Annotated in this window: 20 protein-coding genes, 1 other RNA gene, 3 pseudogenes and 1 riboswitch; of the genes and pseudogenes, 2 read left to right on the top strand and 22 right to left on the bottom strand. The window is 65.4% G+C overall.

What is annotated here, in order from left to right:
* Positions 1–15: 15 nt before the first annotated feature.
* The 6 genes from C1706_RS00225 to C1706_RS00200 form a co-directional block, all read right to left on the bottom strand.
* Positions 16–1,716 carry an LpqB family beta-propeller domain-containing protein gene (locus C1706_RS00225; protein ID WP_129457201.1) on the bottom strand — a complete coding sequence of 567 codons (1,701 nt, stop codon included), beginning with the start codon at positions 1,714–1,716 and terminating at the stop codon, positions 16–18.
* A complete protein-coding gene (gene mtrB / locus C1706_RS00220) occupies positions 1,701–3,266 on the bottom strand; it encodes an MtrAB system histidine kinase MtrB (protein ID WP_206660913.1) in 1,566 nt (521 codons plus the stop codon). The genes C1706_RS00225 and mtrB overlap by 16 nt, the downstream gene beginning before the upstream one ends.
* Positions 3,263–3,967 carry an MtrAB system response regulator MtrA gene (gene mtrA / locus C1706_RS00215; RefSeq protein WP_284690538.1) on the bottom strand — a complete coding sequence of 235 codons (705 nt, stop codon included), beginning with the start codon at positions 3,965–3,967 and terminating at the stop codon, positions 3,263–3,265. Before mtrA ends, mtrB begins: the two co-directional genes overlap by 4 nt.
* A 9-nt stretch (positions 3,968–3,976) precedes the next feature.
* Positions 3,977–4,522 carry a YqgE/AlgH family protein gene (locus tag C1706_RS00210; protein WP_129457646.1) on the bottom strand — a complete coding sequence of 182 codons (546 nt, stop codon included), beginning with the start codon at positions 4,520–4,522 and terminating at the stop codon, positions 3,977–3,979.
* 106 nt (positions 4,523–4,628) lie between these two features.
* Positions 4,629–4,999, bottom strand: a transfer-messenger RNA (tmRNA) gene (gene ssrA / locus C1706_RS00205).
* A 66-nt stretch (positions 5,000–5,065) separates the two neighbouring features.
* Positions 5,066–5,647, bottom strand: a complete 582-nt coding sequence (locus tag C1706_RS00200; RefSeq protein ID WP_164987361.1) for a DUF1707 and DUF4870 domain-containing protein — start codon at positions 5,645–5,647, stop codon at positions 5,066–5,068.
* Positions 5,648–5,725: 78 nt separating this feature from the next.
* Here C1706_RS00200 and C1706_RS00195 point away from each other — a divergent pair, with 78 nt between their 5' ends.
* On the top strand, positions 5,726–6,094 hold the full coding sequence (locus C1706_RS00195; RefSeq protein ID WP_129457199.1) for an FKBP-type peptidyl-prolyl cis-trans isomerase: 369 nt from the start codon (positions 5,726–5,728) through the stop codon (positions 6,092–6,094).
* Between the two features lie 91 nt (positions 6,095–6,185).
* Here the strand turns inward: C1706_RS00195 and smpB are convergent, their stop codons facing one another.
* From smpB to C1706_RS00115, 16 genes and pseudogenes are all read right to left on the bottom strand, one after another.
* Positions 6,186–6,662, bottom strand: a complete 477-nt coding sequence (gene smpB / locus C1706_RS00190; RefSeq protein ID WP_129457198.1) for an SsrA-binding protein SmpB — start codon at positions 6,660–6,662, stop codon at positions 6,186–6,188.
* A gap of 146 nt (positions 6,663–6,808) precedes the next feature.
* Entirely contained in the window at positions 6,809–7,984 is a 1,176-nt protein-coding gene (locus C1706_RS00185; RefSeq protein WP_129457197.1) for a M23 family metallopeptidase, read from the bottom strand.
* A 322-nt stretch (positions 7,985–8,306) separates the two neighbouring features.
* Positions 8,307–9,209 carry a permease-like cell division protein FtsX gene (gene ftsX, locus C1706_RS00180; RefSeq protein ID WP_206660911.1) on the bottom strand — a complete coding sequence of 301 codons (903 nt, stop codon included), beginning with the start codon at positions 9,207–9,209 and terminating at the stop codon, positions 8,307–8,309.
* 22 nt (positions 9,210–9,231) lie between these two features.
* Positions 9,232–9,918, bottom strand: coding sequence for a cell division ATP-binding protein FtsE (gene ftsE, locus C1706_RS00175; protein ID WP_129457196.1), 687 nt, complete (start codon positions 9,916–9,918; stop codon positions 9,232–9,234).
* Between the two features lie 117 nt (positions 9,919–10,035).
* Positions 10,036–11,148: a peptide chain release factor 2 gene (gene prfB, locus C1706_RS00170; RefSeq protein WP_129457195.1), complete on the bottom strand. Its 1,113-nt coding sequence runs from the start codon at positions 11,146–11,148 to the stop codon at positions 10,036–10,038.
* 150 nt (positions 11,149–11,298) lie between these two features.
* On the bottom strand, positions 11,299–12,090 hold the full coding sequence (locus C1706_RS00165) for an ABC transporter ATP-binding protein (RefSeq protein ID WP_129457194.1): 792 nt from the start codon (positions 12,088–12,090) through the stop codon (positions 11,299–11,301).
* A complete protein-coding gene (locus tag C1706_RS14725) occupies positions 12,087–12,608 on the bottom strand; it encodes an ATP-binding cassette domain-containing protein (RefSeq protein WP_129457193.1) in 522 nt (173 codons plus the stop codon). The genes C1706_RS00165 and C1706_RS14725 overlap by 4 nt, the downstream gene beginning before the upstream one ends.
* A pseudogene (locus C1706_RS14890) lies at positions 12,562–12,876 on the bottom strand (ATP-binding cassette domain-containing protein); the annotation flags it as partial. The pseudogene C1706_RS14890 and the gene C1706_RS14725, both read right to left, overlap by 47 nt.
* Entirely contained in the window at positions 12,873–13,448 is a 576-nt protein-coding gene (locus C1706_RS00150) for an ABC transporter permease (protein ID WP_129457192.1), read from the bottom strand. The gene C1706_RS00150 and the pseudogene C1706_RS14890, both read right to left, overlap by 4 nt.
* 5 nt (positions 13,449–13,453) lie before the next feature.
* Positions 13,454–13,648: a hypothetical protein gene (locus tag C1706_RS00145; RefSeq protein WP_129457191.1), complete on the bottom strand. Its 195-nt coding sequence runs from the start codon at positions 13,646–13,648 to the stop codon at positions 13,454–13,456.
* Positions 13,645–14,207: pseudogene (locus tag C1706_RS00135) on the bottom strand (ABC transporter permease subunit). The gene C1706_RS00145 and the pseudogene C1706_RS00135 overlap by 4 nt, the downstream one beginning before the upstream one ends.
* A gap of 178 nt (positions 14,208–14,385) precedes the next feature.
* Positions 14,386–14,607: pseudogene (locus C1706_RS14885) on the bottom strand (hypothetical protein); the annotation flags it as partial.
* A 47-nt stretch (positions 14,608–14,654) separates the two neighbouring features.
* Positions 14,655–16,184, bottom strand: a complete 1,530-nt coding sequence (locus C1706_RS00130; protein ID WP_129457188.1) for an ABC transporter substrate-binding protein — start codon at positions 16,182–16,184, stop codon at positions 14,655–14,657.
* A 139-nt stretch (positions 16,185–16,323) separates the two neighbouring features.
* Positions 16,324–16,393, bottom strand: a riboswitch (cobalamin riboswitch).
* A 463-nt stretch (positions 16,394–16,856) separates the two neighbouring features.
* The gene (locus C1706_RS00125; protein ID WP_241653384.1) at positions 16,857–17,843 is read right to left on the bottom strand and encodes a DUF3644 domain-containing protein; all 987 of its coding nucleotides are present in this window, start codon (positions 17,841–17,843) and stop codon (positions 16,857–16,859) included.
* A 62-nt stretch (positions 17,844–17,905) separates the two neighbouring features.
* Complete coding sequence (locus C1706_RS00120) at positions 17,906–18,973, bottom strand: ApaLI family restriction endonuclease (RefSeq protein WP_129457186.1); 1,068 nt, start codon at positions 18,971–18,973, stop codon at positions 17,906–17,908.
* Between the two features lie 14 nt (positions 18,974–18,987).
* Entirely contained in the window at positions 18,988–20,226 is a 1,239-nt protein-coding gene (locus C1706_RS00115; protein WP_129457185.1) for a DNA cytosine methyltransferase, read from the bottom strand.
* A 234-nt stretch (positions 20,227–20,460) separates the two neighbouring features.
* On the opposite strand from C1706_RS00115, the gene C1706_RS00110 reads away from it, so the two are divergent.
* On the top strand, positions 20,461–21,015 hold the full coding sequence (locus C1706_RS00110) for a TetR/AcrR family transcriptional regulator (protein ID WP_206660909.1): 555 nt from the start codon (positions 20,461–20,463) through the stop codon (positions 21,013–21,015).
* Positions 21,016–21,116 lie beyond the last annotated feature (101 nt).

Here is a 21,116-nt window from a genome sequence, read left to right as displayed (position 1 = left end):
GTTAGGCCCGGGGCGTCAGCCCGGGTACAGGACGCTCGAGGCACCCGACAGGTGCAACGACCACCGGAAGTCGCTGTTGTAGCGCCACACGTCGCCTCCCGCCGTGCGCACCATGGGAGGCACCCCCGGCGCTACAGCGAGTTGCTCGGCGTCCACGACCGCGGTGGGCCCGATCGCAGCGACACTCGAGCCGTCTTGGGCGATCGCGAACACCCCGGTCGTCCGCCCCTCGCCGACGAGGGCGAGCAGCGAGTCGGGTGTTCTCCATCCGACATCGATCACCGACGTGGGCGTCGCCTGGGACGTCGCGACGCTCAGCTCACGCCACGCCCGGACCGCGACCCCCTCGCCCCGGTCGATGCGGGCGACGCCCAGCACATGTTGCCCCGAGGGGCGGGTGATGATGATCGCTACCCGTATGCCATCGGGCGCGATCCGAAACGTCTCAATCTTCCCCTCCCCCAGCGCTGACGTGTCGAGTTGCACCCACGTGTTGTCCGCGATCTGGAGCGACCAGTGTCCTTGGTCGTCGTTGACCCACAAGAAGCCTTGTCGGTCGAAGTCAGGGCGTCGCAGGCCGATGCCGGTCGCGACCGTGCGGGACGCATTCTCCGACAGGGGCGCGACGACGAGCGTCGTACGATCCTGCGTCACGGCGGCCGCCGACACGGCGTCAGAACGTACCGCTGCGGTGACCGCTCCGGTGATGCCGGGGGCGACGACGAGGTTGGCGTTGCCGCCACCCCCCTCCATGGCGCGCACCAAGACGCCGTCGGTGACGGCGAAGAGTTGTCGACTGCCTTGCCGCGGTGCGGGATCGGCATCAGGAAAGGCGGACACGGGAATGGTGCGCCCGTAGGGTGGCAGCGTCCACGGTTCGGGTTCCCCTTCCCACGTCACCTCGATGGCCGTCACGGTTTCGAACTGGGCGAAGGTTCGGGTGAGTTGCGTCAGCAACGTGGTGCGGGCAGCCGCGGCGGGCGGTGCCCCGGCACCCCGTAGCGTGATGGCGGCCATGCCGGTCGAGGACACGGACACATGGCTGAGGCTGGCGCTCACGTCTGTGGGGCGCACAGCGGGTTTCAACCAGTCGGTGGGGCCTTCTAGCACCGCCTGCACGGCCCCTTCATAGGCTTGGGAGCCGCGGGGGTAATAGCGCGGGTCGGGCACCAGCCAGCGTCCCCCTGGTTCGAAGAAGTAGGGCGTGACGCGGGAGAAGGCGCTGGCGAACAGGTACTCGGAGATGGTCAATCCCTCGGGTGGCGTGCTGATGCGCCACCGCCCCTCCGCGTTCTTGACGAGCCCGAAGTCTTGGTCCACGGTGCCGGTGGACTGCCAGTAGGCGCCTGTGGCGTCGACCGTCCCTACCAAAGGCGCCCGGAGGGTGGCGGTCGTGTCGGTCGCGACCACCGGGTTCCCCTCGGCGTAGACCCGGACGCCTGCCTCAGGACGCCAGCGCTGGGCGGCCTCCGTCGTGAGGTAGGCGCGGGCGACGGCGTACTGCGGTTGCCAGGACGCCTGGGCATGCAGGAATCCCTCGACCACCTCGACGGGCGTCGCGTTGGGCCCGGGCGGGGCGGGTGCGATCTCCACGCCGGAGTTCACGTGCCCAGGGTCGGCGGAGACGCGTTCGACGGGGCCAGACGTGGGGACGCCGCTGCATCCGGTCAACAGCAGACAGGCGCCCACCAGCAGTGCGGTCAGCTTCTTGGCCATGAGCCCTCCACGTCCTTGGGGACCGCCGACAGGGGCGAACCGGACAGGGGTTCGCCGGGGGCCAGCGGCAGGGTCAACCGGAACTGGGCGCCGCGCCCTACCCGGCCCCAGGCGTTCAGCCAGCCACCGTGCAGTTGGGCGTCTTCCAGGGCGATGGACAGCCCTAGCCCAGAGCCACCCACGGTCCGCTGACGGGAGGGGTCTGCGCGCCAGAAGCGCTGGAACACTTGATGGGCTTGGACGGCGGAGAATCCGACGCCGTGGTCGCGCACTGTGACGGCGACGGCGTCGTCGCCCATGCGGACGGTGACCACGACATCGTTGCCTTCCCCGTGCTCGATGGCGTTCGACACCAGGTTGCTGATGATGCGGCGAACCCGGCGCGGGTCGGCTTTGATGCGTGCTTGGGCGGGCACGTCCAAGACGACGGTCGTCCGATAGGAGTCCGCCAGGGCGTCTTGTGCCCGGACCTCGGTGGTGACGAGGTCGACCATGTCCACCTCGTCGATCATGAGTTCGGCGGCCCCCGCATCGAACCGGCTGATCTCCAGGAGTTCGGTCAGCAGCGACTCGAACCGGTCGAGTTCACGGTGGAGCAGTTCGGCAGCGCGTGCCGTGACCGGATCGAACGTGGCTCTGGCGTCGTGGAGCAGGTCATCGGCCATGCGGACGGTGGTGAGGGGGGTGCGGAGTTCATGGCTCACGTCGGACACGAACTGACGCTGCACCAAGGAGAGGTTCTCCAACTGCTGGATTTTGCGCCCCAGTTCGTCGGCCATGTGGTTCATCGAGCGCCCCAGGCCGGCCAGGTCGTCGGTTCCGCTGATCGTCATGCGTTCGTCGAGGTTTCCGGCGGCGATCCGTTCTGACGCCTCGCGCGCACCCCGGATGGGACGCAGGGCCTGGAGCGAGATGAGATACATGATCGCGGTAATGAGGGGGACGAAGACGACGGCCGCAGCGAGGGAGGACTGCTGGACGACAGCGAGGGTCTGCTGTTCTTGTTCCATGCTGAAGATGAAGTACACCGGGTAGCGTCCGCTTCCCGATGCCATGAGCGCACCGCCGACGACGAGGCCGGGCTTGGTTTCGCGTCCGTCGGTGAACACCACCGCGGTCGGGGTGGTGTAGAGGTCTTGTCCGCCGTCGCGTACGGCGGCCCGAATGGAGTCGGGCACGGACGCAACGGAGACGCCTGCCGAGGTGATGTCGGAGACGGGGCCGCTGATGACCACCTCGTATTGGTTGCCGACGCTGCCGCGGTTGGCGGCGCCGCGCCCCAGTTCGGTGAGGCGCTCATTGACCGAGGACGTCCGCAGGTCGGCGTCGCGCAGCCCCCCTTGCATGCTTTCGAGGACGGCGGAAGCTTCTGAAACCGATTGGCGAGATTTGGCCTCAAGGATGCCTCGCGACGAGGTGCTGACGAGCAGCCACCCGGTAGCCCCGAAGACAAGGAGGGCCGCCGCCACACTGCTGGTGACGACGCGGATGGACAGCGATCGAGACCACCACCGTTGTGGTGCGCCCAGGAGCCAGCGCAGTCGGCTCACGGCGAGGCCGGTGTCCCTGCGCGGTAGCCAATGCCCCGGACCGTCACGATGATCTCGGGATGCTCCGGGTCGGCTTCGATCTTGCTGCGCAGCCGTTGCACGTGGACGTTGACCAGGCGGGTGTCTCCCGGGTGCCGGTAGCCCCAGACTTCCTGAAGCAGGAGTTCCCGGGTGAAGGCCTGGCGCGGTTTGCGGGCCAGGGCCAGCAACAGGTCGAACTCCAGCGGCGTCAAGGAGATGGGCTCCTCGCCTCGATGCACCGTGTGGGCGTCCACGTCGATGATGATGTCGCCGATCTTCAGGCTGGAGGGGTCCTCGTCGGGGCGGGCGCTGCGGCGAAGGCGGGTCTTGACGCGCGCCAGCAGTTCTTGAGTCTTGAACGGTTTGGGTACGTAGTCGTCAGCGCCCGCCTCCAAGCCGGCGACGACGTCGAGGGTGTCTGACTTGGCCGTCAGCATGACGATGGGCACATTCGACTCTGCGCGCAGGTCTCGGCACACGTCGACGCCGTCGCGCCCGGGCAGCATCAAGTCCAGCAAGACCAGGTCGGGCTTAGTCCGGCGGAACTCCGTCAGGGCTTCGTCTCCGCGGCCTACCCAGTGCGTGTCGAAGCCGGACGCCTGCAAGACGATCTGCAGCATCTCGGCCAGGGCGGTGTCATCATCGACTACCAGGATCCGACCAGCACTCACGGGGCTCACGGCTCCTCCTCAGTTCAGTTCGGGCGTGGGCGTCCACGTCGCCAGCCAGCCTAGTTCCCCACCCTGGCGCCCTAGCACGCGGCGCCACAGCGTTGCGGGATCCGCATCGAACACATCTCCCGCACACAGCGAGACGGCCACCCAGGCGCCACGCGCGACTTCCCCTTGCAATTGATGCGGACCCCAGCCCGCATATCCGGCGAAGATCCGCAGCGCCGAGTAGGCCCCGTCCACCAACTCCAACGGGGTATCGAGGTGCAAGAGCCCAACACGCTCGAACAAGGGACGCCACCCGGGGGGCTCCTCGCGGGGATGCGCCGGGGTTGCGAGGCAGATCGCCCCTTCTTGGGAGACTGGCCCACCATCGAACAGGCAGTGAGGCCAGGTGGTGAGGGGCTCCCAGCCAGGCAGCACTGCGGTCAGCGAAAGATCGCTCACCTCGTTGAGGATGACCCCCAACGCTCCCGACTCATCGACGTCGAGCAGCACGATGACAGAGCCTTCGAACACCCCGTCGGTCGCCTCCGGGCTGGCCACCAGCAGGGTCCCCGGCATGAGGGGCACGGCGTTCACCTGGGGTTCCACGGCTCCATCCTGCCAGGCTGCAACACAGCCCGTGCGCGGCACCCGGGACGGGCGCCGCGCACGGGCTGCCAAAAAGGGGTGGAGGTGGCGGGAATTGAACCCGCGTCCTCACGAGGCGACCCAGGTCTTCTCCGGGCGCAGCCGATGGTGTCGTTCTACTCGGCCCCCGCGCTCGTCATCGGCACGTCGCGGACAGGCCCAGCCCTGGTGAAGTCCCGGTTAGCCGCCAAGGCGTCAGCTAACCAGCAAGCCTCCTAGATGAGGCCAGGAACCGGGCGGAAGGCTACACCCGGGCTGACCCTTCGATCACTGATCAGGCAGCGAGAGCGAAGTCTGCGCGATTGTTGTCGGCAGTTATAGGTTCCCCAGCGTCGTTTACGAGATGTTCTGGGATCCTCGGCCCGCTTCTCCTGGGACTACCGTCCCGAGTCGAAACCAGTCACCCCCCTGTTGAGTTGTCCCCGGATGAACCGGGACGCCCCAGTATACGCGATTCCGCGACCCTGTGCGCACTCAGGGTCGCCGGGATCGCGCCTTCCCCTCGGGGAGGAAACCGATCGTCGGAACCCTCAAGGGACGCCCCGACAAGGCGCGCGCTGCGCTCGTCACCGTGAGCAGCAGCCACACGACCATCTCCACCATGACGAGGATGGCCAGCACCCGCGGTGGGAAGAACAGCATCGTCATGACCATCGTGACGAAAACCACCAGGCCGGAGGTGAGTTGGAGGTTGAAGGCGTGCGCGGCCTCACGGCGCCCCGGCGTCCCCGGCGACGCCACTCCATAACAAACGAGGGGGCCCAAGAACCACGTGAACACGGCGCTGCCATGAGCCAGAAACCCAAGGAGGGTCGCATCAGGCGTGGACACTCGGCGCTGAACGAAGGGCGACGCACGCACCTGGAGCGGCAGCCCCGACAAGGCTGCGGACAGTTCGCGGCGGGTTCGCGCCCGCATCGCCATACCAAGGCGCACATCCAGTTCGCCCTCATTGAGCCGCCCGACGCTGTAGGCCTCCTGCAGCACGGCCTCGGCGTGCGAACGCTCAGCATCACCTACACGAAGGGAAGCAGACGTTCGAGGATCCACCAGCATGGCCCCAGTGTGCCCCCTCTCCCCCGCTAACCCCATCGGGCGCAACCCCCAGCCCACCCCTGCCTCTAGGGTGGCAGCATGGATAAGCCCACAGTAGAGATCCCCGCGACCGACCCGCCCGCCGACCTCCTCATCGAGGACGAAGTGATCGGTACCGGTCCCGAAGCGGTCCCCGGCAAGCAGGTCGCCGTCGACTACGTCGGTGTGGCGTGGTCGGACGGCGCCGAGTTCGACGCCAGCTTCAACCGTGGACAGGCCCTCGTGTTCCCGTTGGGTGCCGGACACGTCATCCGCGGCTGGGACGAAGGCATCGTTGGCATGAAGGTCGGGGGTCGGCGTCGCATCACCATCCCGCCCCACCTGGGATACGGAGCCCGAGGTGCCGCGGGCGTCATCAAGGCCAACGAAACCCTCGTGTTCGTCTGCGACCTCGTCGGGGTGGCGTAAAACCGACGGTGGTGGGGCGGGTCCCCCCGCCCCACCACCGTCGCCGTTCACCCTCATGCCCCGGTCTCATTCCACGGGGCGTACACCGTGGTTAGTGGCGACCCTTGTTGCGCGTGGCGAGGGCACGCTGGGCCTCACGGTTGGCGTCCCGCTCGGCAATGGTCTGGCGCTTGTCCCAGTCCTTCTTACCGGTTCCTACAGCCAACTCGACCTTCGCGTACCCGTCTGAGAAGTAGATGGACAGGGGCACCAGCGTGCGCCCTGAGTTGCCAATCTCGCGCTCCAACTTGTCGATCTGACGACGGTGGAGCAGCAGTTTTCGGTTGCGGATCACGGGATGGTTCGTGTTGGTCCCGAACTTGTATTCGGGGATGTTGACCCCACGGAGCCACACCTCGCCGTCGTCGATCGTCGCGAATCCGTCCGTGAGCGAGGCCCGCCCCGCACGCAGCGACTTCACTTCGGTGCCCACGAGCACCATCCCCGCCTCGACCGTCTCGCCGAGGTGATAGTTGTAGCGCGCCTTCTTATTCTGCGCGACGAGCACGCGCCCTTGTGGTCGTGGCACAACGTCTCCCTCCCCGACTCATGCTGCCCAGACAGCAACACGTCCCACCAGCTTATCGGGCCTCCTCGCCCTTCCCGCCCCACACCCCTCTCACGCGTCGTCGCCGCCCGGATGACCCGGACGGCGACGATGTGCGTGCCTGAAACTCAGGGGATGTAGAGCAACGGGTTCACCGGCGTCCCGTCGAGGCGGACCTCCAGGTGCAAGTGCGGAGTCGTTGACAGGCCGGTACTACCCACGTAGCCAATCAACTGCCCTTGCTCGACTCGCTGCCCCACCCGGGCGACCACCTTCGACATGTGGGCGTACCCGGTGGTGACGTAGCGGCCCTGGGCGTCGTCCCCATGACCAATCATCACGAAGTTGCCGAAGCCGCCGTTCGGGCCAGCCTTCATGACGGTGCCGGCCTTGGCCGCGTAGATCGGCGTCCCCGTCTTCGCACCCCAGTCGTTGCCGTTGTGGTTACGCCAGTACTTCAGGATCGGGTGGAACCGCGGCCCGAACGGTGAGCCTGGGTTTGCGTTGATAGGCCGGATGAATCCACTCGCCGAGAGGGCCTTCCCCGCGCCGCTCGACGATGGTGCAGCGGCCGGTTTGGCCGCCGGGGCGGCAGCCGGAGCCGGAGCACTGGCTGCCTTGGCCGCTGCCTGCCGTGCCGCCGCTGCCCGCTCAGCAGCCGCCTTTTGCTCGGCTGCCCGCTGCGCTGCGGCCTTCTCCGCCGCGACGCGCGCCGCTTCCTCGGCCCGCAACCGGGCGATCTCGCTCTTGATCTCTCCCTGGAGACGCGCCTCGTCGGAGACCAGGGACCGGTAAGCCGACTCGTCGGCATCAAGTTCACCCTGAGCCGCCGCCTGCGCCTGGGCGTTGGCGGTGACGAGTTCCGCGACGGCAGAGCGTTGCTGCTCCTGTTGGCGCTTCAAGCTGGCGACCTGACGCACCACCGCTGCGGCAGCGTCCTTCTCATCGGCGACGCGCGCCTCGGCATCCGCCTGAGCGGCCCGGGCCGCCTCCAACTCGTCCCTCACGGCATCGAGGCGACCCTTGGTGGCTGCCTGGGAGTCGAAGATCGTGGTGTTCCACTGCAGTCGCTGGCTCAGCTCCGCCGGAGTCTGGGAGCCCCAGACCACCGACAGATCACGCAGATCGGACTGCTGCTGGAACGACTCGCGTGCGGCGGAGCCGATCAGCTTGACCTGGGCGTCCACCTCCGCCTGAGCCGTCACAACCCGCGCCTTGGCGGCTTCCAGGTCGGCACGAGCCTGCTTCAACTCCTGCGCCAGTCGCGCATCGTTTTCTTGCGCGGCCGCCAAACGAACTTCCACGTCGGCCAAAGATGCCTGCGCTGCTTGGAGATCATTCTGCGAAGCGATCAAACGATCAGTCGCGGAATTCACTGCCTGGCGCGACTGCGCCACATTCTCTTGGGCAGCACCCTGGCTTTCTTGATTTGCTTTAACTTGATTCTTCAGGCTGTTGAGATCGTCAGCGGCTGCGTGCGGTGCCACCAGACCCGTGAACAGCGCCGTGGCAGCGCATGCGCTGACAACACGGGCTCCCCACGCCCTCCGGACGCCTCCCTGACGGGCGGTCATGTCACTCACTCGTACTCCCTACGGATCCGACGTGTGCGACCGCCCAAGGGACTCAGACCTTCAAGAACCTCCGGGTCGCAACCAACGTCGGGATCATAGAGAGGACGATGGCGACCGCCACAACCCCCACCATGGATATAGCCACGTTATGCCACCCAATCCACGCGAATCCCTGAAGGGCAGGTTTAGCCTTTTCGATGATCGCGAACCGCTGGATCGCCGCCAAGGTGGCGCACGCTAACACCGCTCCGCTGAGGGCCACGGTGAGGCTTTCAAGGAGGCTGGGAAGCATGATGTAGGTCCGCGACGCCCCCACCAGACGCATGATGCCGATCTCGCGGCGGCGGGTGAACGCGGCGACGCGGATGGCGTTGCCGATCTGGAGAGCCGCGGCCAGCAGCAGCAGACCAGATGCCCCCACCGCCATCCAGCGACCCCAGTTCAGCCATTCAAACATCGGGTCCAGCAATGCCTTCAAGTCCTGGACGCTTTGGACGCCCGGCATGACGCTGAGAGAAGACACCACATCCTGATATTCCTCAGGATTCTTCAGCTTGATCCGATACAGGTCCTGCATATCGGTGGCCTTCAGCGTCGACAGGATCGGCGAGTCGGCGTAGGTGACCTTGAACTCCTCGAACACCTCGTCTTGGCTTTGGTAGTAGGTCGCCGCGACCAAGGGGTTGGAGGCGAGTTCAGCCTCGATGGCGTGACGCTCGGCGTCCGTCGTGGCCTGCCCGGGCGTGCACGTACCACCGGTGGTGTCGGCAGTGCACAGGTAGGCGGTCAGCTCGATCTTGTCGTACCAGCGCCCCTTGATCAGGTCGACCTGCTGGGCGACGAGGGTTCCCAGGCCGAAGAGAGTCAAGGAGACCCACATCGTCACCAAGATGGCGACGTTCATACTCGCGTTACGGCGCAGCCCGGAGGCCGTCTCTTTCAGTGTGTGACGCATGTGCTCTTTCCTCCGGTCCAGCTCACTGGTATCCGTAGACGCCCTGCGCCTGATCGCGGACGAGTTCTCCGGAATGGAGCTCAAGCACGCGTCGGCGCATCTGGTCGACGATGGTGGCGTCATGGGTGGCCATGAGGACCGTCGTCCCGTCGCGATGAATACGGTCGAAGACCTTCATGATGCCGACAGACGTGACGGGATCAAGATTGCCGGTCGGCTCGTCGGCCAGGAGGATGCCTGGGCGGTTCACGAAGGCGCGGGCGATCGCCACGCGCTGCTGCTCCCCGCCCGACAACTCCTCGGGGAGGCGGTCACCCTTGTCGGCCAGCCCCACCAACTCCAGCGTCTCGGGGACGAGCGTGCGGATATCGCGCGAGGGGCGTCCGATCACCTGCAGCGTGAAGGCGACGTTCTCGCTCACCGTCTTGCCGGGCAGGAGCCGGAAATCCTGAAAGACGATCCCTACGTTGCGGCGCAGCTTGGGGATGCGCCAGTTGCGCAGCTTCCCCACGTCACGGCCGTTGACCACAACGCTGCCTTCGGTCGCGCGATACTCGCGCAGGACGAGACGCAAGAAGGTCGACTTGCCTGACCCGGAGGGGCCGACCAGAAAGACGAACTCGCCGTCGTCGATGGTGGCCGAGACATCGTGCAATGCCGGCCGCTTTTGGCCGGGGTACGTCTTTGTGACGTGCTCAAACGTGATCACAGGCATCCGTGGCCGGTGTCGACGATGGGGAAGTTTTCTGAGAGCTCTCAGCCGGCCAAGGCCAGCCTAGGTGCTCATGCTCGCCCAGGACGCGGTGGCGGCCCGGCGTGGCGGCCCTCAGGATGCCGCGGATTCTTCGCTCTTGCGCCAGCGGATGCCCGCGTCGATGAAACCGTCGAGATCGCCATCGAAGACCGACTCGGGGTTGCCGACCTCGTAGCCGGTACGTAGATCCTTCACCATCTGGTACGGGTTGAGCACGTAGCTGCGCATCTGGTCGCCCCACGACGCCTTGACGTCACCGGCCAGTTCCTTCTTCTTGGCGTCCTCTTCCTGCTTCTTCAACAGCATGAGGCGCGACTGCAAGACCCGCATGGCGGCTGCCCTGTTCTGGATCTGCGACTTCTCATCCTGCATGGAGACAACCAGGCCGGTCGGGAGGTGGGTGATGCGAACCGCCGAGTCGGTGGTGTTCACCGACTGACCACCGGGGCCCGAGCTACGGAACACGTCGACGCGGATGTCCCCTTCTGGGACGTCGATGTGATCGGTCGACTCGATCAACGGGATCACCTCGACGGCTGCGAACGAGGTCTGGCGGCGTCCTTGGTTGTCGAAGGGGCTGATGCGCACGAGGCGGTGCGTGCCGCCCTCCACCGACAAGGTGCCGTAGGCAAACGGGGCGCTCACCTCGAAGGTCACGGATTTGAGCCCGGCCTCCTCGGCGTAACTCGTGTCCATGAGCTTGACGGCGTAACCATGCCGCTCGGCCCAGCGCAGGTACATGCGCAGCAGCATTTCGGCGAAGTCCGCGGCGTCCACGCCTCCGGCACCCGAACGGATGGTGACCACGGCGTCCCGCTCGTCGTATTCGCCACTGAGCAGCGTGCGCACCTCCAGGGCCGCGATGTCACCGTGCAGTGAACCGAGTTCCTTCTCTGCCTCGGCGAGCGTGTCCGGGTCGCCTTCCTCCTGGGCAAGCTCCACCAGGACGCCGAGGTCATCGAGCCGGGAGCGCAACGAGGTCACGCGATCGAGTTCCGCATTGAGCGCCGAGAGACGCGAGGTCACCTTCTGCGCGTTATCGGGGTCGTCCCACAGATCCGGCGCGGCGACAGCCTGCGACAGGTCAGCGATCTCGGCACGCTTCTTCTCAGGGTCGACCACCACCTCGATGCTCGTCATCGAGCGGTCAAGTTCGGAGATCTCAGTCTGAAAGTCGGTCGCCACGAGGCACAAGCCTACCGTTGATCGCGCGCTCGCCCGCGAAGGGGCCCGCCAGCCTGCTCCCCCTTCTTCCTGCATCCCGGTCTTCCTGCATCCCAGGCTTTCCTAGCTGCGCACTCGCGTTGGCCTGCGGCGGATCGTGAGGCCGCCAGGTCACGGCAGGGTGGGAACGGCCTCCAGCAGTGCCTGGGTTCGCGCATGCTGGGGATGGTTGAGGACCGCACCGGTGGGCCCCGACTCGACGATGACCCCCTCGTCCATGACGGCGATTCGATCGCAGACCAGCGCTACTGCTCCCAGGTCATGCGACACGAACAACACGGCCCGGCCACGCTCGCGGGCCCCTCGACGCACCAAGTGGAGGATCTCTTCGCCGACGCGAAAGTCCAACGCGGAGACGATCTCATCGGCGATCAGCACCTCGGGATCCACCAGCAAGGCCCGGGCCAAGGCCGCCCGTTGAAGCTGTCCACCAGACAACTGCCCGGGAAGCCGGTCCAGGTGTGAGGCCTGGAGCCCGACCGCAACCAGGGCGTCCGCAGCGAGGGAGCGGGCTGCGTCCCCGGTGGCGTGCCCTTGGCGTCGGACGACCGGCACGATGCTGCGCCGCAACGGCAGGGACGGATCGAAGGCTGAGTAGGGATCTTGCACCACCCATTGCAGACGGGGCCGCAGCCGGGCCACTGCGCGCGCAGAACTCGCAGCCAGGTCGGTCCCGTCGCGAAGGATCACGTGTCCGGCATCGGGACGCAACAACCCGACGCCGACCCGTGCGAGCGTCGACTTTCCGCACCCCGACTCCCCCACGAGACCGACCACCTCGCCGGGTGGCAGATCCAGGTCGACGCCGCGCAAGACTTCCTGCCCCACGCGTCGCCCCTGGGCGGCGAAGCTGAGCGTCACCCCCCGCATCCGCAGCGCGGGAACGATGTCGTCACGGGTCATGGCGTGTTCCACTCCCCCCGGCGGCGGCGGGTTCGCTCCACAAGATCGCCCATGCGAGGGTCTGCGAGGACGGTGGCGGTGGGTCCGGCGTCCAGGATTGATCCGTGCTGAAGCACGACGAGGTGATCGCACAGCGAGGCGACGAGGGCGAGGTCGTGGCTGACAAAGATGAGCGTCGTGGAGTCTTCACGGCACAGCCGATCGATCAGCGTGACGCATGCGCGTTGCCGCACCATGTCCAGTGCTGACGTGGGTTCGTCCGCCACGAGGATGGGCTGTCCGCCGCACAGTCCCAGCGCAAGGCTGATGCGCTGACGCATGCCGCCCGACAACTCGTGTGGGTAGCGCTCGAAGATGTCGCGCGGCGGATGCAACCCCACCCGAGCGATCCATTCCAGCGCCTCCTGGTGCGCCTGACGGCGGCTGCGCGCCCCCCCGGAAGAGGAGGGTGTCGCGGATTTGGGTCCCCACCCGGCGGCAGGGGTTGAGGGCCGTGATCGAGTCCTGCCAGATGACAGCGATCGCGGCGCTCACCGCGCGTCGGCGCTCGGTGGGCGTCGCGCGCAGCACGTCGGTTTCGCCCACCGTGACACTCCCCTGGCACTGGAACCGTTGCACGGGGAGGAATCCGGTCATGGCGCGGATGAGCGTGGTCTTTCCCGCCCGGGACTCACCGACCAGCCCCACCCGGCTTCCTTGCTCCACGCCGAGGTTGATGTCGTGGAGCAGCGTCGCCGCGGGCGCATCTCGGGTGGCAACACTGAGATCGCGGATGTCCAAGATCACGGCGTTTCCCCCTCGGCTTCGTCGAACACGGCGTGGGCACTCAGGGCGAGGATGGCGATCCCGAGCGTCGGCCACAACACCAGCAGCGGGTGGTCGCTGAGGTGCACCCGGTAGTCGTACAGCATGGTCCCCCAGTCGGGCAGGGTCGTATCGACGCCGAGGCCGATGAAGGCGAGTCCTGCATACGCCAAGACAGCGTTCGCGGCGGACGCCCCCAGGTACACCGCCAGGGGACGCATGACGGCCGGGGCGATGTGCCGGGCCACGATCACGGGGGTGGGTGTTCCGAGCAGGGTCTCGATCTGGAGGAAGGCCCTCCCCCGCACTGCTTCGGTGAGGGCACAGGCCTGATTGACGTAGGGGCCGATCCCGAAGAGCCCCAGGACGATCCCCGCCGAGACGGGAGTCAGACCGAACAGCGCCGCGAAGATGAGCGCACCGACGAAGGTGGGGACGATCAACACCAGGTCGGTGGCCAGCATGATGAGTGCGCGAGTCGGGCCGCCGAGATAGCCAGCGATCATCCCCAAGAGCCCCCCGGCCAAGGCGCTCAGCCCGGTCGCGAGAATCATGACGGTCAGGGTGCGCGACAATCCGAGGACGACGCGCACCAGACGTCTCGGCCCAGGTTGTCGGTCCCCAGGGGATGCCCCGGACCGGGCGCGAGGAAGGTGGCGGCGAGATCGACGCGATTCGGGTCGCCGTGAGTCATGCACAACAGCACCGCCACCCCCATGACGATGGCAGCTGAAACGACGCGGCGCCGTGTCATGCTCGCGTCCTCGGATCCAGGGCGCGCAGCACCGCGTCGAGGATGAGGTGGGTCACCGTCATCCACACCACCATGAGCATCAGATAGGACTGGATGACGAAGTAGTCACGGTTTTGGATGCTGGTGATCACGTAGAAGCTGATCCCGGGCACCGCGAAGACGTACTCGACAATGGCGGTGCCCCGATCACCCACGACATCTTGGCGATGAGTGCGGCCACCAGCGCATAGAGGACTTGCCTGCGACCATCGCGCCACAAGACGGCGGATAGCTCGAATCCTCGGCCCAGCATCGCGCGGACGAAGGGTTCCTCCCAAAGAGCCAGGGCGGCGTGGGCGACGATCCGGGAGAGTTGGCCCACCGTGTAGAGCGTCACCAAGGCGGCGGGAGCGATCACTTGGGCGACGCCGGTGAGGGTGTAGAAGGACACCCAGCGCAACTGCACGCCGAGCGCGGTGATCACCAGGAGAGCCACCACAAACGAGGGGACGGCTTGCGCGAGCACGGTCAGCCCTCGCGTGACCCATTCGGCGATGCCGCCGCGGGTCGCGGCGAGCATCCCGAGCGGATAGGCCAGCATCGCGGGTCGCGGCGAGCATCCCGAGCGGATAGGCCAGCATCGCGGCTCCGGCGAGACCGCCCAGCCCAATGCCGAGCGACAGCGGGAGTCGCTGCCACAACTCGGCGGCGATGCTGGTCCCCGACAGCAGGGATGTACCCCAGTCGCCCCGCAACAGCCCGCTCACCCAAGTGAAGTATTGCTCGGGCCATGTGCCCTCGAGTCCCCACTGGCGTCGAAGCGCAGCCACGCTTTCGGGGGTGACGGCCGCCCCATGCTGCTGCAGGTAGACCTCCATCGGCGTCTGCGGCAGGGCGCGACTCACCGCAAAGACAGCGACGCTGGCCAGCACAAGGGTGAGCAGGCTGCGTGCAACGATGCGGATGCGTGGCGACGTCATGGGAGCAGGGGTGGGAGCCGCCCAGCGACCCCCACCCCTGGAGCCTCTCAGCTCAATCCAAGTTGCGGGTTGACCACGTAGTAGTCGCCGCAATACGGCTGGTAGTCAGCCAGTCGCTTGGAGACGGCGATGTGCCATTGGGGGTCGACCAGGAGCAGGGCCGCATTGTCGCGGTGGATCTGCTGCTGGATCTCGATCGCCTTGGCGTCGCGCTGGGCGCCTGGAGCCAGGTCACCCAACTCGTCGAGGAGCCCGTCGGTGGTCGCCGAGGAGTAGCCGTTGAGGTTGTTGGCGCCACCGGTACGGAAGAACTGGTTCTGGAAGAACGACGGTTCACCGGTGGGGGCAGTGTGTTGTGCGTACATCGCGAGGTCGTAGGCGCCGCCGGTCATGGCGGTGCGGATGTCGTCAGCGACCGATGTGGTCGCGGCGATACCCAGTTCCCCCAGCTGCGAGACCATGATGTGCATGATGATCCCGAGGTCGGGTCGGGACGCGTAGGTGATCAGGGAGAGGCTCAGCTTCTGACCGTCCTTGACGCGGACGCCGTCAGGGCCAGCCAGCCATCCGGCCTCGTCCAGCAGCGCTTTGGCTGCTGCCGTGTCGGTGACGACCTTTTCCTGGCCTGCGAAGGAGTAGTAGTGGGCGAACAGTCCGTTCGCGACGCTGCCACCTTTGAGTGCTTGGACGAAGGCTGTCCGGTCCAGGCCCAGATCGAGTGCTTTGCGCACCGTGGCGTCGGCGAGCGGTCCTCGTTGCAGGTTCGGTCGGACGAAGTACTGGTAGCCCGCATCGATCGTCTTCACGCTGAGGCCATCGACCCCGGAGAGTTGTTCCGCGACAGTAGGGGGGAGGGTGAAGGCCATGTCGAGGGCCCCGCTTTGGATGGCGAGCTTCATGGCGTCGGCGTCGGCGAACGCCTTGACGGTGACGTGTCCTCGTTTGCTGGCGTCCGGGTAGGAGGGGTTCGGCGCCAAGTCGATGCTGTTGCCGGCGTCCAATCCGGTGACCTGGTAGGGGCCGGTGTAGAGGTACCCGCCCTTGCCGTCAGCCTTGAAGATGACGTTGGAGAACTCCGCCAGGATCGAGGGCAGGACGCGGGTCTTGCGCTGGGTGGTCGCGGTGATGGTGTCGCCCTTGCTGGCAAAGGTGATCACCCCGGCGGACGCATTGGACTGCGGGTTGCCCTGCTGGATGGCGTTGAGCGAATCGGCGATGGCCTGAGCGTCCACCGGTGAACCGTCGGAGAATGTCGCTCCCGTCTTCACCTGCAGGGTCCAGTTCAGGTCATCGTCTTGGGTCGCGGAGGTGAAGAACCGTGAGGATTGGGTTCCGTCGGCGTTGAGCATGTAGGGGTATTCCGCGACCCCGACGGCGGTGAGGATCCAACTCGCCTTGAGCGGGTCCTGGGTTTTGGGAACGCTGGTTTGACCGATAGTGGTCGGTGCGGCCGCGCTGGAGGACGCCTGCGGGGATGCGGCGCAGCCTGTCAGGGCCAGCCCTGCAACCAGCAACGCGGTCCGCCACGTCAGCGCGCGGCGACCGGCGCGAGGCGCCTGTGGGCGGTGGGATCTCATGGACCCTCCTCACGGCTGCGAGCCACTTCGCACCCGAGGTCATGGGCGCAGTGTTTCGCAGGGGGATCATCGTGGAGACGATTCCTGTCCGCGGTAGGTGGCGCGCCTAACCGTTGGCATTTCGTGATGACGCGCAAACGGTTCCTGACTGGCTGACCCGAAGATCAGTTCACAGTGGCGCGACCGTCCCGGATTCTCACCGGGTTCCCTGCCTGAGCGTCGCCTTACCTTACCAGGGGCGATACTCGCCGTCATTCGTCGAGTGCCACGGGGGCTTGTGAGACGCACTTGAGCCCTACGTGGCGGTCCGACCCGCAACGTAGCGGGTCGCCTAGGGCGAAACTGGGTGGACGCAATGGAGCGCTGCGGGAACAGACGACCACGGGTTGAGAGGCTTGTTTCCGCGTGGAATCAAGGCACTCGTCGGGATGCCGAGCCGGAGGGTGAGGCCGACGACCCGGTGATCGGCGCGTCGGCAGAACCAAAGAAACGACCTCGAACACGGCTCACGGACGAGGAAGTGGATGCTATGCGAACAGCCCGCGCGGGTGGCGTAAGCGTGACCGCCCTCACCCGCCAGTTCGGCGTCCATCGCGGCACAGTCTGGGCGCGAACTCGGCGGTCCACCGCGACATAGACTCTTCGTCACCAGGGCTAGCTGCCTTCGCGGGACTACCCTCGCAAGTGCTCCCGATACTCCACGCGAATTGAATCGTACTGGTCATCCGTCATGGCCGCCAAGTAGCTGACTGCGTCGCCCGACCACACGTGTGAAGCGCCGCTGCTGTGCTTCCAGGCGTACTTAGTGTTCTCTCGCAGTGGCTCCTTCCAACAGATCGCCTGGTAGTCATACGTCGTCAGTTTCCGCCCCTCGTGCCTCTCGTTCACCTTGTCCAATAGTTCTGTCATGCTGAACGGGTGAGTCTGGTTTGGGTCTGTCTTACGTAGGACAACCTGGCCATCCGCGGTCGATGAGACGGCAACGACGAGGTCCGCGCTGGTCATCTTCTTCACCGATTGCATGTTGATGTCGTAGACAGTCGCCACGCGAGTCATTTCGCTTCCAGCCGATTCAGCGTCATCCATAAGGCGTCGCAACTCAGCGATAAAGTCCTGCACCTCGGCCACCATTGTTGCATTCTTGTCGACCTTCATGAACTGGACGGCATCGGCCGGCGCCGTCGCGCCTAGCGGCAGCAACTGCCATGTCATCGAGTCGGCTAGGTCCTTCTTGAACTTCGCCAGCATGAAGTCCCGATAGTTCAGGACATTCTGCTGCAGGAACGGATAGATCACCGCGCCCAACCCCTGCGCGTTGTAGAGATGGATCGCCCGGTCACGATACTCGGCCAGTGCCTTGATGTTGGCTGTCACTGCAGGTCCGTCGATACCAACGGGCCAGAGACTATTGGCGGCAACCCTTCCCAAGGCATCATCTAGCCCGACCGAGCGGTAACGTTCGCCACGCTGCTTCGGGTAGAAAATTGAGCGATTCTTCTGCCGCAACGTGGCTTTGAGCGCCAGTTCCCACCCGTTGACGATGAGCATGACAGTGACCTCGTCACGGTAGGTCATCTGCGGCTTATTATAGACCTCAACCGCAGCCAGCATCGCCGCAAGAGAGTTGTCAACCAGGCGCTTGATCGATACGTACGGCATACTCACGGGAGCCCGCCCCCGTTCATCACTTCGGAAAGCTGACAATTGGCGCTGGGAGCCACCTAACGATCCATTCCCGGCAAGAAGTCGCCACCATCATCTGGAATCAAGTCGACGGGCTCGATTGACTCCCCGACGTCATCCCGCTCTATGGTGACTGTTGACTGCCCCACTGTGATGTCAATGGAGCGTATGCGGTCGGTGAGCGATAGCGTCGGCAACGGGTCGCCCTCATCAAGTGCGAGATAGATGTCGTCTAACGGCTCGCGAATGTACTTCTCCAAGAAGACAGCCATCTCCGGCCCGGCCTCCTCCTTGAGATGCCGCCACGCCTCCTCGCCGATGTACGCGGCACCACCGCTGGCCTCGAACGCTCGGATCAACTCGCTGAGCTTTGGGTTCGGCGTTGGATCGAGGACAACAAGTACCGGAACAAGGCCTGCAGCCTGAGCCTCAGACGGGAACTGCAGCTCCTCACCCCATCGACCTTGACCGCTTGCGGCTATGGTGATGCGCAGCTTAATCTCGTAGGCGTGCTGTCCCTTGAGGCAATCGACTTGGCGTCCACCCTTGCCAGATGCACGCCTCACCGGGCTCTTCGTCGCCGAGTAGGGCACGCCCCCGATCGCTCCAGCAATCACGGGCTCAAACAAATATCCCGTGTCCTGGGCGGCCCTATTGTCGAGGTCATAGAGCCACTTTCGCCAGACGAGCAAGGCAGCCAGCGGGTGGGCATCCATCTGCCCGTATTGAAGCAGACCCCTGGGAGCGACCTGATCCATCGACGCTAGCGGCTGGCTGGCCAGAACGCGCTGGTACTTGAGACGCGCCTTATGGATGGCAGCGGCGCATGCGATGAACGTCTCCGCTTCTGGGTTCGCATGAGTCACTCTCTCGTACAAGACACGCGGATCTTCGCCGTCCAATGTGAAGTCCAGCGAGAACGAAGGGTCGTACAGTCCTGGAACACCAACTGTCGGCACATCGACTGCGCTGTCGAGTCCTAGATCACGTGCCGCGATAGAAACCAGTGCTCGTAGGGCGCTATCAGACAGCGCAACTGCCTGGCCCGAAGAAGAAGTCTGCCGCAACTTCGTGTACGCAGCGGACTGCGCCGTCGTCAATGCCATTCTTGTTCTGCTTTCTAGAAGAGTGCCGGTACCGAGTTGGCAACTCCATAGCGTTGCTCTACCAGTTGAGTTACGCGGGCGAGTGCGGGGCTCATTGCTTCGGCGTTCGTGCTTCGAAAATCAACCACCCCTGGCTCTGAAAAGTCCGGTGGCATCGCCAATGTGGCGTGAACTGCTGAAGCCAGTTCAGCAGCGAACTTCGGCGGAATCGCATTTCCAATCATCGTGGCGATGTCTGCCCTTGATCCGACGAACTCGAATGTGTCGGGGAAGGTCTGAAGTGCGGCAGCCTCACGGAGCGTCAACGTCCGGTGCTCGGTGGGATGGATAAACTCCCTGGTAGCGGCTCCGGTGATGGCCTTTGATGGTTCGTCTGCACGCAACCGGCGAAGGCCGATTGGTGCGCCGCCACGGCGCTCGGTCGGCATACCATCGCGAACACGGCGGTTTGCTCGCGTCATCCAGCTCTTGTGCTGCAAGTGGGGCGGGAGGTCTCTCATTGTCTTGCCCTGCTCAAGCGCCTGAATCCGTGCCATCTCCAAGTCTCCGGGCGTCCGCGTGAGAGACAACGGGTCTCTCTCGCTCGCCGACACCTTGGAGAGAGCCTCCGCCGCGCTTACTGTAGGTGGTAGCCCAGAGCCGACCCTCCACACACCGGGAGCGCCGGACGCGCTGTTAGTCGGGACAAGTCGTTGCGGGGTACGGTCCAACGCGGCGATGACGATCACACGCTTGCGAAGCTGGGGAACACCAAAGTTGGCGACGTTGAGCTTTTCAAGTCGCACGACGTAGCCAGCCTCGATGAGCGGGTCAAAAAGGTCCACGACATACTTGCCGTTTGAGGCTGTAAGGAATCCCTCGACGTTCTCGAAGACAATCACAGGCGGCCGGACCTCGGCAGCGAGCCGCGAGTACCATCCAACGAGCGTGTTGCGCTCATCGTCCATCGCGCGAGCGCCTGCCGAGGAGAACCCCTGGCATGGCGGCCCCCCCGCGACCAAGTCGGGTGGGGTGCCACCGCTTGCTTCGAGGATGTCTGATGCAGTCAGATCGCGGATATCAATCTGCTCGAAGCGATGATCGGGGAAGTTCGCTCTGTAAGTATCAGCAGCTGGCTTCCAAATGTCAGACCCAAGACGGACGTCGAACCCTCGGCTCGTCAGCCCGCACGCTAGCCCGCCTGCGCCGCAGAACAGGTCGATCGACCTGAGTGGGGCAAGCGCGTCCTGGTGCTGACCGGCTTCGTGGACCATGCCCCAACTCTAGCGAAGACGGCTGACACTGCCTCTGGCTGTCATCAGCGTTTCCAGCTCCGCCAGAAGCGGCGCCTTGACGGGACACGCGTCTTGCAGGTCAAGGTCCGTACTACTCTGTATGGAATTGATTGGTGTCGCCAGAGGCGCCGCTCGGCGGCGAGGAGCGTGGTGAGGGTGGTGGAGAAGCGGCGGGGCCGGGGGCGTCCAGCGTATGACTCGAAGCAGAAGCTCGTGGCCGCGACATGCAAGCTGCTGTCAGAACGCGGGTTCGAGGCGACGAGCCCGGTGATGATCCAGCAACGCTCCGGCATCGGGCAGGGCAGCATGTACCACCACTTCCCCGGCAAGGGGAAGGAAGGCCTCGCATTGGATGCGATCAGTCACATGCGGGCGAGTACGCTCGCGTTCCTCGACGGCACCCCCGCACCTCGTGGTGCCGAGGTCGAGGCTGTGCGTGAGCACATCGTCGCCGCGCTCGACCGTCTGTTCGACCGTCGCGAAGGTCAGGCGCTGATCCGGCTCATGGCGGACGGGGTTGCCGGGGCGATCAGACCGCTCGCGCAGGCGACCCAGGATTGGTGTGACGACATCCGCGCGGTGATCGTGGTGATGCTCCGCGCCGACGATCCTGCCGAAGGCCCTGAGGTGGCTGACGCGGCCGCCAGATTCCTCGCTCCCGAGTTCGAGCACCTCGCCGAGGAGCTGTTCACAGCTGCGCTCGGGCGCGGGCTGGTCAGATTGCCGAAGATCGCGTTCTACCTGTTCCCGGACCGCGAAGAAGCGTAGTCTGACCTCAAGACAATTCCATACGGAGTAGTACGGTCCTCGACCTGCAAGAGGTGTGTCATCTGGATCAGGGCCCCGGCGGAGGGCAGAAATTGTCTCCG

This window comes from Propioniciclava flava (assembly GCF_004126535.1).
Taxonomy (GTDB): domain Bacteria; phylum Actinomycetota; class Actinomycetes; order Propionibacteriales; family Propionibacteriaceae; genus Propioniciclava; species Propioniciclava flava.
This window is presented reverse-complemented; position numbering and strand designations above follow the sequence as displayed.